Here is a 16,568-nt window from a genome sequence, read left to right on the forward strand (position 1 = left end):
GTTTAACGGACAAGCTCATGAACATAAGCGGCATACTCGAACGTTTCGGCATACAGAACGAAAGGCTCATAGAGGTCATCAACGTACTGTTCACCATGCTGGTGGTGAGCCTTATCGGCTGGCTGGCATACGTGGTAGCGAAGAAGTTTCTCCCGAAACTCATCAAAAAGATAGCGGGTGCCACCCGGCAGCACTGGAGCGAATGGCTGCTCGACCAGCGCTTCTTCAACCGCCTGGCCCTGCTGATTATGCCCATCGTACTCCGCACCGGCCTCTCGCCGATAAAGTGGGAACACATGGCGACCATCAACCGGATACTCGACATCTGGATAGTCGTCGCCATCGCCCTGCTCGTATCGGCTTTCATGAGCGGCATCAACCGGGTGTACGAGAAGATGGCCAGCGTCCGGGACAAACCCGTCAAGATAATCACGCAGGTCATCACGGTCGTCATCTGGTGCGCCGTGGCGCTCATCATCATCAGCATCTTTACGCGTGAAAGCCTGGCCGTCCTGCTCGGCGGTCTCACGGCTTTCGCCGCCGTCCTGATGCTCGTCTTTCAGGACACCATCCTCGGTTTCGTGGCGGGCATCCAGCTCAGTTCGAACAACATGGTAAGGCTCGGCGACTGGATAGTGATGCCGAGCCGCGGAGTGGACGGCGAGGTGACGGAGATAGGTCTCACCACCGTCAAGGTACAGAACTGGGACAAGACCATCACCACCGTTCCCACCCACAAACTCGTATCCGAATCCTTCACCAACTGGCGCGGCATGGAGGAATCCGGCGGCCGGCGCATCAAACGGTCGGTCAATATCGACGTCTCCTCGATACACTATCTGTCCGATGCCGAACTCGCCACGCTCGGTTCGTCGCAGTTGCTCCGCCGCTATATGGAGAAGAAACTGGCCGAACTGGCGGAATACAATGCCAACCGTGCGAGCGACCTCGACGAAAGGCGCCTGACCAACATAGGCACCTTCCGCGAGTACATGGAACAGTGGATAGAGAGCAATCCCGACATCAACCAGGACATGACGCACATGGTACGGCAGCTCCAGCCGGGTCCCACCGGCCTGCCGCTGGAAATCTACTGCTTCTCCGCCAAACAGCGCTGGATAGATTACGAGAACGTGCAGTCCGACCTGTTCGACCATGTCTATGCCGTAATGCCCTTGTTCAACCTGCGGGCATTCCAATATTCGGGCGAAGTGGCCGCACAGGAACAGTGACGGCACTGAAACAACAGAAGGGGGCGGCACTGTGGAAAAACAGCACTGCCCCCTTCTTCATTCCGGCCGCTCCTGCGCAGCCCACCATCACTTTCCGCCGATATCGGCTCAGGGCTTCAGCAGCTTGTAGTTCTTGAACCCGCCGATGCGCCTGCCGTCCCGCAGGATATGTTTTTCGATGAAATCCACCACCCGGTACTTGACCCCATATCGCTTCCCGATATTGGGGCGCGGGCCGTCGTACCGAACGAAATCCGCCCAGTCGTATGCGGCCATCCGCTCCGCGGCCGCCTCCGGGAACGTCCCCTCGTAGAGCGGCATCATGCCGAGGTTGCCGTAGTCGTAATAATCAACGCCTTCGACCGGCTTGTAATCTTTCGAGTAGAGCGCATTGTGGTGATTGGCCTTGCGCACCATGCACCGCGGGTCGCGCGACCACCCGTAGTGAAAGATGAGTGCGTCGAGCAGGATGCACCGCAGCTTGCGCGTTCCCTCCTCCACGTCGTAATCCACGCCGTTAAAATCGGGTATCACGCGGAACGACTGCGCGTCGCGCCACGAATGGATATCGGGCCGGTTGCGCACGATGCGTATTTCGCGCGGATAGGCGAAGTGCAGCGAGTCGATATAATGACGATAATCGCCGTAGAGATGTACGTATTTGAGCAGAAACCCCTCCACGCGCGCATCGTCCAGATATTTCGCGCACGCCTCCCGTATGACGGGCAGCGCATCGTGGTGCATGATTTCGTCCGACTGGATATAGAGGCACCAATCGCCCGTACAGGCCCGCAGCCCCACGTCGGTCTGCTGGGCGTATATCATTCCGCCGCGGTCGTAGGTTTTCGTATCCCACACGGTACGGATGATTCGCACTTTGGGTTCCCCGTCGAAGGCTTTCAACAGTTCGTCCGTCCCGTCGCTGCTGTCTCCCGCGACGATGATGAATTCGTCCACCACGGGCAATACCGACCGCACGCTCTCCACCACCGGAAAGTCGTAGGCCACCGCATTCTTGATAAACGTAAATCCGCTAATCTTCATATCGTTTCTCTTTCGTTCCGGCCGTCCGGCAGCGGACACAAAAACCGTCGCCCACCGCTTTCCTCGCCGGCAGGACAAAGATAACATATAATCATAGAATCCCGCAACAGCAGCCCTCCCCCGGCTTTCCGTCATGCCTTTCGGTCCCCCGGCCTTTCGTCGCCCCTCCGGCCCGCTCTTTCAGCCCGCCCGAAAGCCGCTACCCTTCCACAAAGGCTCTGCGAGGATTCCACCGCCTGCATCCTTCCAACGGATTCCGGACATCCGGAATCCGCCCGTTTCGACCTCCCCGCATATCCGCTCCTTCACTGCCGCGCCCGCAAGAGCCCCGCAAAAACGCGGGCATAAACGTGAAGCAGCCTCCGCCGTAAACGGCGGAGGCTGCTTCACGTAAATATTCCAAGAGGCTGCTTCGCCTCCCTGCATTATGCCCTCTGTGCATTCAACGGCCCTTCGTAGGTGCCCGTCACGGTATATCCCTGGTCGTCCTTAAAGTCGAACTGCAACGTATAGGTATCGCCCGAGCGCGACACGGTCATCGTTCCGGATACCAGCGGCGCATTGACGGTATAGGTACCGTTCTCAAGCCGGGTATAGGTCGTACCGGTCGGGAACATAGCCGATGCATTCAAATTGAACGGATAAATCAACTCTCCCGGAGCCACCTTATCTTCCTTCTCGGCGGTAGCAACGGTGTACGTCCCTTCCGGCAATTCATAAACACCGTCGTCGTTCGGTTCTATCAGCGTCGAAGCCATATGAATATACAGCCGGTCTCCGGTTCCGCCTCCCATGCCGCCATTATACTCCGCATCCGGACCCAGTATCGTCAGCGTCCAATAACTGCCTTCCCCCTCTATACCGCTTCCCTGTCCGGGACGGATGAGACTGACCAATTGCGTCACCTTCAGCTCGACGTTCTCCGTCAGGTTGCTCCGGTATTCGGGAGCGGCCTCCTGCGTCACCTTGACCTCGACCGTCTGCAGTCCGAGCTCGTCATTGTCCGGCACAATGAACAGGGAAGCGGTCCGCGGCTCGGCAGTCCCGTTACGCTTCAACCTCAACATAATCTCATCGCGCGTATCGTTCGGCATCACATCCGTCCACTCACCGGCATTGTCAATACTCCACATGAGATGCCACGTGGTACCGACGGCCGTCACTTGAATGGTCTGCGGTTCGGTATATTCGCTGGTCACGTCGCCGCAGGGGAAGGTCAGCTCCGTCGGGGTTGCGCTCAGCTCCGGAATGACCTCCTTGCCCGTCTGCACTACCCGAATCGCCTTCTGGCCGACCGATTCGACGCTCGGCGTCACCACGATATTCCCCGACCGCGGCGCGGTTTCGGGATTATCCGCAGCGGTAACCGTAATCTTGTCGCCCTCCACGGCGAGCGTCACCCATCCGGCAATCGCCTCCTCGGGTTCCGCCGTCCAGGTCAGTCCGCCCTGCGTGACGACCGTCACCGTCTGGGCCGGAGCACCCTCGCCCGCGAACTCGAGAATCGCCGGTTCGAGCGTCAGTCCGTATGCGACATCCGCCGCCTGCTGCGTGACGGTTATCACGCACGGCGCAACGCCGCTTCCCTCGGCCGACACCGTTATCCGGCCGCTGCGCTGCTCCGGTGCGGGATTCTCCGCCACCGTCACCGTCAATGTCTTGTCGTCGCTCCGTTCGGCAGAGAGCCACTCCGCAGCCTCCGCGGCCACTTCGTGCGTCCACTCCACCCCCTGCGCGGTTACGGCCGCCTGCTGCGTCCCACTTCCCGCCTCAAAAGTCATGGCCTCGGGAGAGACCTCCAACGACGGCTGCTCCGTTCCGCTCTTTCCCTCGCAGGAGACCATCAGAAAGGCAGCCAAAGCTCCTATCAATACATGTGTTCTCATAATATTCTGTTCGATTAACCGATTTTCATTTTGCCGATTGACTTTCCGGCACTCCGCGGCCTCGGCCGCCGCGGCTGCCCCATTCACCGCTACCGAACGGAAAAAGGGAGTGTCCGCCGACCCAACATGCCCTACTACACTTAACCTGTATAACCTATGAAAAAACTGCAGCCTCATCAACTTCGGACACTCCGGTCTCTTCCGTTCAACATATCGCCGGCCGGCGTACGGCACTGCCGTTTCGCCTCCCCGACGGCCGGGCAGGCTCCGGACTTCGGCAGTCCGGCCGCCCCTGCCGTCACTCGCCGACACCCGGCATCACATCTCCGTCGGCCGGACGTACCATGCGACGGAGAGCAATCCGGCCCCTACATCCATCACGGAGTACCCGAGGGCCACCCCGTTGGGGCACAGACGCTGTATGAATCCGGCAGGAACCGTAATGCCGTAGTTGTCGTGTATCCACTGCTCCGTGGTTCCGAGCTGCGTTCCGCTCTCGATATCCACCACATAGCCCGAAGCACCGCCGCTGTTCACGATGAAGCCGATACCGTCGTCGGTCGCCGAACGGGCACTTCCGCTGTATTCGTCGAAAATGTAGGTCTTCCCCGTCTCGGTATTGAAGAAGGCGGGACATTTGGAGGTAATCACATCATGCATCCCTTCAGTAGCCGTATCGACCGCATACGCCGCGCACAGCCACCTGCCGTTGGGGCTGATATTGGTACGCTCGGCATATACCATCAGGCCCTTGGTCAACGTGAAGGGTATCTCCTTGCCGTCCTCCTGGCGGATGAGCGTCACCTCCTCGAACTCCCGTATATCCTCGCCGGCCCAATGCACCTCGCCGTCTTTCCAGTAGACCATCCCCTGATTCGTATTGTCCCATGCACTGCCGTAGATGACGCTTCCGTCGTAGGATACGCCGCGGGCCATCACGCTCCGCCCGGTCGGCCACGGTTCGTTGCGGTAATTCTTCTCCGGAATGGACAGGATTTCCGGCTCGCCGTTCGTCCACTTGATGGGCATGTAGTGCCCGCCATCGTCTCCGGCCGCCACCGCATCATCTGTATTCATCCACTGCTGGTAACCTACCCATACCGTTCCGTCGGCAGTGGTCGCCTCCACGTTCGACTCTCCTATCCAGTCGGGATAAGCCTTCTCCAGCAGGTAATTGTCCCCCGACAGGGTGGAAACCAAATTCCCGTATGTATTGTATTCGGCGAAAAAGAGCGTACCGTCGTCCGTAATGCAGGAAGGAATGGTCGGCTTGTACTGGTTGCTGTGGAACTCGCCCACTTCATGCCACTCCTCCGTTTCGAGGTCGATGATGACGACGTGGTAATTATACGTATCGTCGTTGTTACGCGTCTGGTACGACCCGCCGGCATACCGGCCGTTGGGCGATACGACCGCACCGTAGTTGAACTTGTTGAGCAGGCGGTAGTGCGCCATCTCGCTGTCGCTCGGGAGCTGGTTCACGCTGATGACGACGGAAGCCTCCCCGGCCGTAACGGTCACCTCCGCCACGCGCTCGGAACCGCTGTCGTTGGCATCCGCTGTCAGGGAAAACGAACTTGCGCCCTCGTCGCCGACCTTCAGCCACGAAGCCGACGAGGAGACCTCGTACCCCGGATTGGCCTCGACCGTGATGACCTTCGGCCCCCCTTCGCCGAGGAAGGTGCATGCCACCTCGCTGAGTTTGACATAATGCGTCTCCGTGGTCTCTGTCGTACACCCCACGAAAAGCAGACCGGCCAGGCACGCGGCCGGCAACATGCTGAAACGTCTCTTTAGATTCATAATGACCTTCGATTAATAGTGATAATAAGTTAAGAAATATACATATGGACGATACAGCCGGCCGCAGGTGGATTTCTTCCGTTTTCCCGTCCGTATTCCGGAATCCCCGGACGGATACCCGACACGCCCGACCGATGCACCGCCGCTTACGCTGTTCCTGCCGATGCGGCCGGTCTCCCGCTGCCGCCGTGCTGTTCCGGACAGGCTTCTCCTGCCGTTAAATCAAATATAACAGACAAGCCGAAATAAAACTTCAACACCATAATACATATGATTAATGTCCGCAAACGCACATTTTGTTGTTTACAATATTAGGCATACAAATCCAAACTAACAAATATTTTAGCCATTTTATTTTCTTATACCATCATTACTATTAATAAGACACATTGAACGGGCGCAATATTTCATGCAGTAATCATTTAGCAATCAGACAGTAATACCAAAAAAACAATCGCCTGATAGCAGCAAAGGGAAGGGGAGGCAAAATTTGCCTCCCCTTCCCTTTGCTGCTGCCCGGCCGCACGGCATACAGGCACTCCGTCATGTCACTCCGTTACTTTTCGGGCTTCGGCGCGAGCATCATCGTCATGCGTTTTCCCTGCAGCCCGGCACCTCTCCATTTCGGCTGTCCTTTCGAGCCGATACCGGACATAACGAACGGAACGTCATTCGACGGTAGGTTCCGGACGGGCCGTACCGACTACACTGAGTTCCATAGCACCGGTATAACTTCCGGCCACGGCGTACCCCAAATCGTCCTCGAAATCCAATACGAACGTATACTCCTCTCCGCTGCGCGTCACCGTCAGGGTACCGGTTACTAGCGGAGCCTGCTCCTTCGTATAGGCATCGTTCTCCAGCTTCGTGTACCATGCTCCGATAGGCAATTTCGGATGGCCCGTATTGCTCACCGCCGGATAGCGAAGCTGTCCCGGCGCGCTCGTCTCCCCTTCGGCGAGAGCGGTCACGGTATAGGTCCCGTCGGGTATATAATATGCGTTATCGTCGTTGAAGTTAATCCTCTCCGAAACCAACGTGATGGCCAGCCGGGCTCCGGTGCCCACGAAAGCCCCGGTACTCGCCTTGTAGCTCACACCTTCTTCCCACAGATAGAGATTCCATTCGCTGAAGGTAGATACCTTGTCCCATGTCTGCTTGGGCATCAGCGTGGCCCGCGCGCCCGCCAGCTCGCCCAGGTCGAGGTCACCGGTGAGGGTACTCAGAATCTCATCGGCCGCCGTCTGCCGAACGGCTACCTTTACCGGTTCCAGCCCCTCGGCCGCAGGCGTCAGCACCACATAGGCCACGCGCTCCTCCTCCGTAGCGTTGACTTCGGCCTCTACACGCACCGCATCGCTCGCTTCATGGGTCTTCAGCCAGGAGATTTCCGTCGCATCGCCCGCCTCGTTCGCCTCATGGAAAGTCCACTCCGTATTGACAGCCGTCACCCGGATGTTCTTGTAATTCTTCGCCCTGTAATCGAATTCGATGCTCTCCGTATCGACGGCAAACATCGGAGGCAAGCCGGCCTGTTCCACCCGTATCACCTTTTCCGCTACATTATCCAAACTGGGCACAATGAGGATATTGCCGCTGCGCGGCCCCTCCAGCGAAGTATCCTTCACCGAGACGGTCACCGTCCCGTCGCCTTCCTCCACCGAAATCCACTCTTTCGCATCGCCCTCCACCTCGCTATGCCAGGTCAGTCCGGTTCCTTCCGTCACGACCTTCACGACCTGCGGTTCGGCATCCGTACCCGCAAAATCGAGTCTCTCCGGATTCACCGAAAGGCTGTACTTCTCGTCGGAAGCCAGTTGAACGACCGTAACGGTCCTGCTCTTGACAGGGCCTGCCTCCGAAGGCGCAATCGTCACGCTTCCGCGACGTTCCGTCGGTGAAGAGTTGTCATCTACCCGGACGATGAGCTTCTCTCCGTCCCTTTCGGCATGCAGCCACTCCGCCGCACTCTCCGCAACCCAGAATTCCCAGGTCAGGTTCTCCGCCGTCACCGCTATCTCGCACGGGGCCGCCCCTTTCGCATCAAAGGTCAATTCGGTCGTCTCCACATCGAGGGATTTCGCCTGACCGGTTGTTTCGTTTCCCGACCGCTCGCAGGCGCTCCCTGCCCATGCAGCAGCCGCAATCAACAAAGAATAAATATACTTTTTCATATCCGTGTCTGTTTTTTATCTGTCCATAAAGACCGCAGGTCTGCATTCCCCATCGGATACGTGCCGAACTGCCCGAGAAACGCGCAGGACTCCTGCTGCCTCCCGGCACCGGGAACGAGACCGGCGGCAATTCCGTCCGTTCCTCCGTCCGGACTACTCCCCGAGGGGAGGAGCGATATACCATACATAAGGAATGACCCCGCCCAAAGCGTAACCACGCTGGCCCACTCCCCAAATATGCGTAAGGTCCGGCGAGAAAGCGATAATGCCGCAGTCATCCGGAATCACGATGCCGTAGGTGTCATAAACCCACTGGGACACGGAACCGACGGCACACTTCGCCTCCACATCGACCACATATCCTTCCGTACCGTACCGCGACTGGATGACTCCCAGACCGTCGTCCGTCACCGTCGCCGCATAATATCCGTTATAATCCTCGAAAATGGTCGTCTTCTCCGTTTCGGTATTGTAGAACGCCGGATAATCGCCCGTCTCTACAATCTGGTGGTTCCGCTCCTCCTCCGTTTTATACGCTCCCGCAATCCATTTTCCGCTGGGGCTGATGTTCGTCCGCTCCGCCGTACAGGTCACGCCGTTGGCCAGATTCCAATCGAACAGCTCCCAATTGGCATCGTACAACTGGCAGGGCGTTATCGTATGGACATCATGCCCGACATACTTGACCTCGCCGTCTTTCCAATAGACCATCCCGGAGTCGTCCCGCTCCCAGGTAGTGCCGTAAATCACCTCGCCGTCGGCCGAGACTCCGCGGGCCATCACCCCCGTCGTAAAATCGTATCCCCGGAAATCCTTCTCCGGCATGGGCAGCCACTCGGGAACCCCGTCGGTCCACTTAATGGGGTGGTAGAGCCTGTCGCTGTCATTACGCACATAGCCGACCCAATATTTCCCGCCGAGCGAAGTAGCCTGAACGGAGGGAACCCGCGACACCCCTCCCGGAGCCTCCGGAGCATAATGACCGCCGGTCAAATCGAATATCATCGTCCCGGAAGTATTCGAGTCCTGATAAAAGACCTCTCCGTTGTCGGAGACTGCAAAAGTACCGTGAAACCAACAAATCTCGGCCTCTTTATACGGGCCGCCGAGCGCCTGCCGCTCCCCCGTCTCCGTGTCGATTATCACGGGTGTATAATACCAGGTGTTGCCGGAAGGTATTTCGGCAGTGTATCCTCCGACGTAACGTCCGTTGGGCGACATCGCACCGAGGTTCTGAAAATCGTCCAGCCGACGGAAACGCACGCATCCCTTGCCGGAAGCCATTTGGAAAACCGTTATCTCCCGGGACAAAGCGCCCGCGGTCAGCGAAATCCGGGCACTCCGTTCCGCACTGTCGGGGTTGTCATCGACAGTTATCGTGAAAGATTCCGCCGTTTTGTCGCCGACCTTCGCCCACGAAGCGTCCGACTCCGCCGTCCAGTCGGCATACGCATAGACCGTTACCTTGAAGGGAAGATTATCCTCTCCGGTAAAGGTACATGCGATGTCGCTCAGGTTCAGGTACTGCAGATTCTCTTCCTCCTCTTTGCCGCATCCGGCCAGGGCACATGCGGCAAACAGACCGACGCACCCATACAATAGTTTTTTCCACTCCATGCTTGGAATCATTAAAGGGTTAATAATAAAAAGTTAGATTCATAAAAGGAACATACTATTCCTTGTTTAGACGTCATGCATTAAAAAGCAATACATCGTATCCATTATCGCATTTTTAGTATTTTGTCACAGAAAACTATTTATATTTTTAGTTATACAATAATAATATTCATACAACAATAATAAAAGAGAAACTCATCTTTTTTTCCTATAAAAATCATCCGTCTATTAGGAAGAATCAATAATCGGCCCTACAAAAGCGTTTCAGGGCCCTTCCAAGCAAAAAAAACAGAATACCGACCCTTTCCCCGCAACCGGACACATGCCAACAATACGTCGTCCCTACCCACATAGGGATTCGTCTCCTACAGAACAGAAAATCCGCCCCGACGCATGCCCTGCAGATACCGCGATTCAGTGTACTGCGAATGAATACCGCCGCAACCCGTCTATCGCTTCCCCGAAAACGACAAAAAACACGCAGGAGAGGCAGCGTACCGAAACGGCCGGTCGCTGCCTCTCCTCCCGAAAACGACGCCGGGCGGAACGCATAATGCGTTCCGCCCGGCAAATTCATCTAATCTTCCTCCTGCAAGAGGAACCGTACTGCTTCGTGCCTATTTTTTGGGCTTCGGCGCGAGCATCATCGTCATACGTTTTCCCTCCAGTTTGGGCATCATTTCCACTTTCGCTATCTCTTCGAGGTCGGTAGCGAAACGGAGCAGCAGTATCTCCCCCTGCTCCTTGAAGACTATCGAACGCCCCTTGAAAAAGACGTATGCCTTCACTTTCGCCCCCTCGCCGATGAAGTTCTGCGCGTGGCGGAGCTTGAAGTTATAGTCGTGGTCGTCGGTCTGAGGACCGAAACGTATCTCCTTTATCGTCACCTTCACGGTCTTCGCCTTCAGCTCCTTGGCCTTCCTCTTCTGCTGGTAGAGGAACTTCTGGTAATCGGCGATACGCACCACGGGCGGCTCCGCCTTGGGCGAGATTTCGATAAGGTCGAGCTCCTGTTCGCGGGCGAGCCGGAGCGCCTGGCTGGTCGGCATCACTGCCGAACCGCCTTCGATGCCGTCGCCCACCACCCGCACCTGCGGGACGGTAATCCGCTCGTTAATCCTATTGGGCGCCTCCTTCTCCACCCTTCCGGGGTACGGTCTGCGCTGTTGGCCGGCTCCCGACGGGGCCGGTTTGGGACGGTAAGTTTTCTTTACGGTGTTTATAGTTTTGTCCTCCTCGATTAATAAAACATCTAATTATCTATCGGAATATTCATGCAAAACACATTCCAATCTACGCTTCCACCTCTTTCTTGACAAGGTCGGCAAGATAGGCGGCGAACTCTTCCAGCTTCATCGTCCCCTTGTCGCCTTCGCCCTGCATGCGGACGGAAACCGTACCGTCGGCCTCCTCCTTTTCGCCCACGATGAGCAGGAAAGGAATCCGCTTCAGCTCGTTGTCGCGTATTTTTCTGCCAATCTTTTCGTTGCGGCAGTCTACCTCGGCACGAATATCGGAATTATTCAGGAATTTTAAAACACTCTGCGCGTAATCGTTGAATTTTTCGCTGATGGGCAGCACCACCACCTGCTGGGGCGTGAGCCACAACGGGAACTTGCCGCCGGTGTGTTCGAGCAGCACGGCCACGAAGCGCTCCATCGAACCGAACGGCGCCCGGTGTATCATGATGGGACGGTGGGGCAGGTCGTCGGCTCCGGTGTAGGTCAGGTCGAAACGTTCGGGCAGGTTGTAGTCCACCTGTATCGTACCGAGCTGCCACTTCCGGCCGAGGGCATCCTTCACCATGAAGTCGAGCTTCGGGCCGTAGAATGCAGCTTCGCCGAGCTCCACGACGGTCTTCAGCCCCTTGTGTTCGGCCGCTTCGATGATGGCCCGCTCGGCCTTCTCCCAATTCTCGTCGCTGCCGATATATTTCTCCTTGTTCTCCGGGTCACGCAGCGATACCTGGGCGATGAAATCCTCGAACTTGAGCGTCTTGAAGATATAGAGCACGATGTCGATAACCTTCTCGAACTCCTCCAGCAACTGGTCGGGACGCACGAAGAGGTGCGCGTCGTCCTGCGTAAAGCCCCGCACGCGCGTCAGCCCGTGCAGCTCGCCGCTCTGTTCGTAACGGTACACCGTACCGAACTCCGCAAAACGCAACGGCAGGTCGCGGTACGAACGCGGCTTGTGGCGGTATATCTCGCAGTGGTGCGGGCAGTTCATCGGCTTGAGCAGGAACTCTTCGTTCTCGTCCGGTGTCCGGATGGGCTGGAACGAATCCTTGCCGTATTTGGCGTAGTGTCCCGATGTCACGTAGAGGTCCTTCATGCCGATATGCGGCGTGATAACCTGCTCGTAACCGTATCTCTTCTGTACGCTCTGCAGGAAATTCTGAAGTCTCTCCCGCAGTGCCGCCCCCTTGGGCAGCCACATCGGAAGCCCCTGCCCCACCCTCGGCGAGAACATGAAGAGCTCCAACTCCTTGCCTAATTTGCGGTGGTCGCGTTTCTTGGCCTCCTCCAGCATGGCAAGGTACTCGTCGAGCATCGACTTCTTCGGGAAAGTAATGCCGTAGATACGGGTCAGCATCTTGTTCTTTTCGTTGCCGCGCCAATAGGCTCCGGCCACGGAAGTGAGCTTTATCGCCTTTATCAGCCCCGTATTGGGAAGGTGCGGGCCGCGGCAGAGGTCGGTGAAACAGCCGTTCGTATAGAACGTGATGGTACCGTCCTGCAGGTCGCTGATGAGTTCCGTCTTGTATTGGTCTCCCTTCTCGGTGAATATCCGCATGGCCTCCGCCTTGCTCACCTCCCGGCGCACGAGCGGCTCCTTGGTACGGGCAAGCTCCTCCATCTTCTTTTCGATTTTCGGCAGGTCGGCCTCCGTAATGGGTACGGGCGAATCCACGTCGTAGTAGAAACCGTTCTCGATGCTCGGCCCGATGCCGAACTTGATGCCCGGATAGAGGCTTTCGAGCGCTTCGGCCAACAGGTGCGACGAAGTGTGCCAGAAAGTGGCCTTACCTTCGGGGTCTTCCCATTTGTTGAGCTTCACGGAGGCATCCTGATTGACGGGCATGGCGAGGTCCACCACCTTGCCGTTCACCGTCGCCGACAGCACCTCCTGCGCCAGCCTCTGGCTGATTGATTCCGCAATCTGGAACGGCGTCACCCCCTGCGGATATTCCCTGACGCTTCCGTCCGGGAACGTGATTTTGACATTGTTCTGGCTCATTTCTCTCTTCAATAATGCGACCGGCTACAAACCCGGCCGCCATTTCCAATATCTTGTTAAAATCGTATCGACCGCATCAGTCGTCCTGCTGCTCGGGCAGCTTGAGGTCTTTCACCGAGACGTCGGCACCGCGCTCGCGTTCGTAATGCCTCAGCGGATTGGCACTTATCTCTCCGTACCAGCGGCGGCTGCGGAAAATATCCATCGCCGCATAGACGGCATCCCGCATGGACCCCTCGTCGGCCCCCCCTTTCCCCGCTATGTCGTAGGCCACGCCGTGGTCGGGACTCGTACGCACCACCGGCAGCGACGCGGTGAAATTGACACCGCTCCGGCTGAGCGACTTGAAAGGTATCAACCCCTGGTCATGATACATCGCCAACACGGCATCGTATTTAGTATAACTACCCGAGGCAAAGAAACCGTCCGCCGCGAAGGGTCCGAAAGCCAATATCCCGCGCCGCACGGCTTCGGCAACGGCCGGCCGCACCATCTCCTCCTCCTCGCTGCCTATCACTCCGCCGTCGCCCGCATGGGGGTTCAGCCCGAGTACAGCGATACGCGGCTCCACGACCCTGAAATCGGTCACGAGCATACGCCGCAACTGCTCCAGCCGGCGCACAATCAATTCCGTCGAGAGCATTCCGCTCACCTGTGCGAGCGGAACGTGTATCGTCACGAGACCTACTTTCATGCGTTCGCTGCACATGACCATGAGGGGCTCGCCGCCGAACCGGTCCGCGAAAAACTCCGTGTGTCCGGTAAATCCGAAACCGGCCTCCTGCACGTTCTCCTTGTTGATAGGAGCCGTCACCACCACGTCGATGTCGCCCGCAGCGAGGTCGTCGGCCGCCCGGCGCAAGGCGTTCACCGCTTCGGCACCGCCCTCCCGCGTGGCCGTACCCGGTTCGATGCGCACCTCGCCGGTACCGGTCTCCACCAGGTTCACCCGCTTGGGACGCGCCTCACGCGCGCTTCCCGTTATCTGAAACGAAAAGGTCTCTCCTTCGGGCAATCCCTTCCGGTAATATGAGAACACCTTGGAAGAGCCGTACACCACCGGGACGAACAGTTCGCTCATCCGCGGGTCCGCAAGGGTTTTGATAATGACCTCCGGTCCGATGCCGTTGACGTCTCCCTGCGTGATGCCGACCCTTATCATCCTGTTTTCTGCCATAAGAATCTTCCTGTCGAAAATCCTCCGCCTGTCGGCGGAGCATCGTTTGAAATAACAAAGATACGAATAAAATACGATGACGCAATACGGTACACGGGCAATCTGAACTCCGGAACGAAAGAAAGCAACCGACGCATCGCCCGCATACAAAAGTCCGACAGCGGCATGGTCTTGCACGTTCGGCAAAAACGGGAAAATGCGACAAGAAAGACAAACAGGTGGGAAATACATACGGGAGCGACCGTACACAGCAAGCCGCGTACGTTTTCAGGCACATCCCCGGCAGCCGTTTCCATTCCCTCCCCGGCACATCGAACCGGAAGGTATCATCGTGCCGCACGTACACGCCTACGGAACTCGGCGCATACGATAGCCGTCGCGGCGGCTACGTTCAGCGATTCGGAGCCATGCCGCCCGGGCGGAAATGGCGGAATGAAGAGTTTCCGGTTCACCAGCGCGGCGGCCTGCGGGGAGATACCCCGTCCTTCGCTTCCCATGACGATGATGCCCCCGGCAGAGAGCTCCGCCCGGTAAAGGTCGTCTCCTCCGAGAAAAGTACCGTAAACAGCCTCCCCGCGCACGGCCGCCTCCGCCAGCGCCGAATCGAGAGGACCGTACCCTACCGATACCCGGAAAAGGGCTCCCATCGTGGCCTGCACCGCCTTGGGATTGTAGCAGTCCGCCGAATCGGGCGAACAAAACACCCTGCCAATCCCGAACCAGTCCGCTATCCGGATGATTGTCCCCAGATTACCGGGGTCCTGTACCCCGTCCAGGCAGAGGGAGAGTTCTCCGGCCGGGAAGGCTGCCTCCCCGCCGTCGGCGGGCATGCGTATCACGGCGAGCATGTCCGCAGGGGTTTTCAGATGGCTCATGCGCTCCATCTCGCTGTCAGACACCCGTTCGACGATGCCGCGGCGCACGGCCTCGTCCACCCCCCCGGCACCCTCTTCGCCGGTCAGGTAAATACGCTCTATGTCGGCTCCGGCCGCCAGGGCCTCGCCGACCATCTTGCGCCCCTCCGCCACGAAGAGGCCGTTCTCGCTGCGGGCCGCCTTGTCCGAAAGCGACCTGACCTGTCTTATGCGTGCTTTGGTGAGCATGGTCAGCCAAGAACGGTAAAGACGATATTGATGAACTGCACCACACCGTAGCCGAGCGCCTTCTCGTCGGGACGGAAGGTGCCCGTGTGTATCCGACCCGCCGAACGGCTGTCGAAATACGCTCCGTCGCCCCCCACGCCGAGCCGGTAGTAGACCGAAGGGTACTCGAGCGTGTAGTATCCGAAGTCCTCCGCCGTGGGGCGCAGACCGAGGGATATCACCGCATCCTCCCCGAAAAGTCCCGCCGTGGCGCTCTCCACCCGCCGCGTCAGCTCCTCATCGTTGTAAACGCACGGATAGCCGTGGTTGATATCCACCTCGGTGGAGACGCCGAACCGGGCATCCACCTCTGCAGCGGCCTCGTGTACCATCTCTTTGACACGGCGGCGCCACGTCTCGTCGAATGTCCGCATCGTTCCCTCCATAAAGGTGCGGTCGGGCACGACGTTTGTCGCCCCGTCGGCCGTCACCCGACCGATGGAAACGATGGTGGGAAGCTCCGGCGAAGGATTCGCGGCAGGTATATCGTAGAGCAGCCGGATGAGTTCGGCCGCCGCCCGCACCGGGTCCTTTATCCGCTCCCGGAGAGCGGCATGTCCACCGACACCATTCACGCGAAAACGGAGTTCGTCGCTCGAGGCCATGTATTTTCCCCGCCGGAAACCGAACGTTCCCGTCTTGAGCATGGGTTCCACGTGCTGTCCGACGAACGCCGCGACGCGGTATCCGTCGAACGGACGTTCCCGCATCACCAGCGAAGCCCCGCCGGGGTTCAGCTCCTCGCCCGGCTGGAAAAGTCCGAACACCGTTCCGCAGAAGAGGTCGCGGTGACGGTTGAGGATTTTCAACGCCCCGAGCAGGATGGCCGTATGCATGTCATGGCCGCAGGCGTGCATCACCCCCTTATGGACAGAAGCGAATTCGAGCCCGGTCGCCTCCGCAATAGGAAGCGCATCCATATCGGCCCGCAGCACGAGCGCATCCCGCTCGCGGCCGACGCACGCCTTCGTCCCCTCGATACGGGCGAGGACACCCGTCCCCGCCACACTGCGGTATTCGATACCCTCGTGCTGGAGCGCCTCGGCCACGACCTTCGCTGTTCGGTGCTCCTCGAACGAGAGCTCCGGGTGCTGGTGCAGGCTCCTGCGCCACATCATGACATGGAGGAACTCCCCGAGCGCCTCGTTGATGACTGTCTGTTTCTCCCTGTTATCCATATCTCCAATAGGCCTTCCCGGCCCGCATACTGAATCGCCAAAATCTGCCGCATCCGGAACATCCGCTCCCCGGGA

The 16,568-nt window shown here is 58.2% G+C and carries 11 protein-coding genes; 1 reads left to right on the top strand and 10 read right to left on the bottom strand.

The genetic code is table 11. The features are described 5' to 3' along the window. Positions 1 to 17: 17 nt before the first annotated feature. Complete coding sequence (locus tag BQ5361_RS06540) at positions 18 to 1,232, top strand: mechanosensitive ion channel family protein (RefSeq protein WP_022063267.1); 1,215 nt, start codon at positions 18 to 20, stop codon at positions 1,230 to 1,232. Between the two features lie 108 nt (positions 1,233 to 1,340). On the opposite strand, the gene BQ5361_RS06545 is transcribed toward BQ5361_RS06540, so the two are convergent. The 10 genes from BQ5361_RS06545 to BQ5361_RS06595 form a co-directional block, all read right to left on the bottom strand. Next, entirely contained in the window at positions 1,341 to 2,276 is a 936-nt protein-coding gene (locus BQ5361_RS06545) for a glycosyltransferase family 2 protein (RefSeq protein WP_035472284.1), read from the bottom strand. 425 nt (positions 2,277 to 2,701) lie between these two features. Beyond that, positions 2,702 to 4,162 carry a BACON domain-containing protein gene (locus BQ5361_RS06555; protein WP_161940438.1) on the bottom strand — a complete coding sequence of 487 codons (1,461 nt, stop codon included), beginning with the start codon at positions 4,160 to 4,162 and terminating at the stop codon, positions 2,702 to 2,704. Between the two features lie 318 nt (positions 4,163 to 4,480). After that, positions 4,481 to 5,965 (bottom strand): BACON domain-containing protein, encoded by a 1,485-nt coding sequence (locus tag BQ5361_RS06560; protein ID WP_081976789.1) that lies wholly within the window; start codon positions 5,963 to 5,965, stop codon positions 4,481 to 4,483. A gap of 668 nt (positions 5,966 to 6,633) precedes the next feature. Continuing rightward, the gene (locus BQ5361_RS06565) at positions 6,634 to 8,139 is read right to left on the bottom strand and encodes a BACON domain-containing protein (protein ID WP_035472272.1); all 1,506 of its coding nucleotides are present in this window, start codon (positions 8,137 to 8,139) and stop codon (positions 6,634 to 6,636) included. Positions 8,140 to 8,292: 153 nt separating this feature from the next. After that, positions 8,293 to 9,756: a BACON domain-containing protein gene (locus tag BQ5361_RS06570; RefSeq protein ID WP_161940439.1), complete on the bottom strand. Its 1,464-nt coding sequence runs from the start codon at positions 9,754 to 9,756 to the stop codon at positions 8,293 to 8,295. Positions 9,757 to 10,373: 617 nt separating this feature from the next. After that, positions 10,374 to 10,898 (bottom strand): translation initiation factor IF-3, encoded by a 525-nt coding sequence (infC, locus tag BQ5361_RS06575; protein WP_022064074.1) that lies wholly within the window; start codon positions 10,896 to 10,898, stop codon positions 10,374 to 10,376. A 151-nt stretch (positions 10,899 to 11,049) separates the two neighbouring features. Next, on the bottom strand, positions 11,050 to 12,996 hold the full coding sequence (gene thrS, locus BQ5361_RS06580) for a threonine--tRNA ligase (protein ID WP_022064073.1): 1,947 nt from the start codon (positions 12,994 to 12,996) through the stop codon (positions 11,050 to 11,052). A 76-nt stretch (positions 12,997 to 13,072) separates the two neighbouring features. Then, complete coding sequence (gene pdxA / locus BQ5361_RS06585; protein WP_071425055.1) at positions 13,073 to 14,173, bottom strand: 4-hydroxythreonine-4-phosphate dehydrogenase PdxA; 1,101 nt, start codon at positions 14,171 to 14,173, stop codon at positions 13,073 to 13,075. Between the two features lie 326 nt (positions 14,174 to 14,499). Then, complete coding sequence (locus BQ5361_RS06590; RefSeq protein ID WP_035472264.1) at positions 14,500 to 15,276, bottom strand: TrmH family RNA methyltransferase; 777 nt, start codon at positions 15,274 to 15,276, stop codon at positions 14,500 to 14,502. A 2-nt stretch (positions 15,277 to 15,278) separates the two neighbouring features. Further along, positions 15,279 to 16,493: a M20 metallopeptidase family protein gene (locus tag BQ5361_RS06595; RefSeq protein ID WP_035472261.1), complete on the bottom strand. Its 1,215-nt coding sequence runs from the start codon at positions 16,491 to 16,493 to the stop codon at positions 15,279 to 15,281. Positions 16,494 to 16,568 lie beyond the last annotated feature (75 nt).

The sequence above is a fragment of the Tidjanibacter massiliensis genome, assembly GCF_900104605.1.
GTDB lineage: Bacteria > Bacteroidota > Bacteroidia > Bacteroidales > Rikenellaceae > Tidjanibacter > Tidjanibacter inops.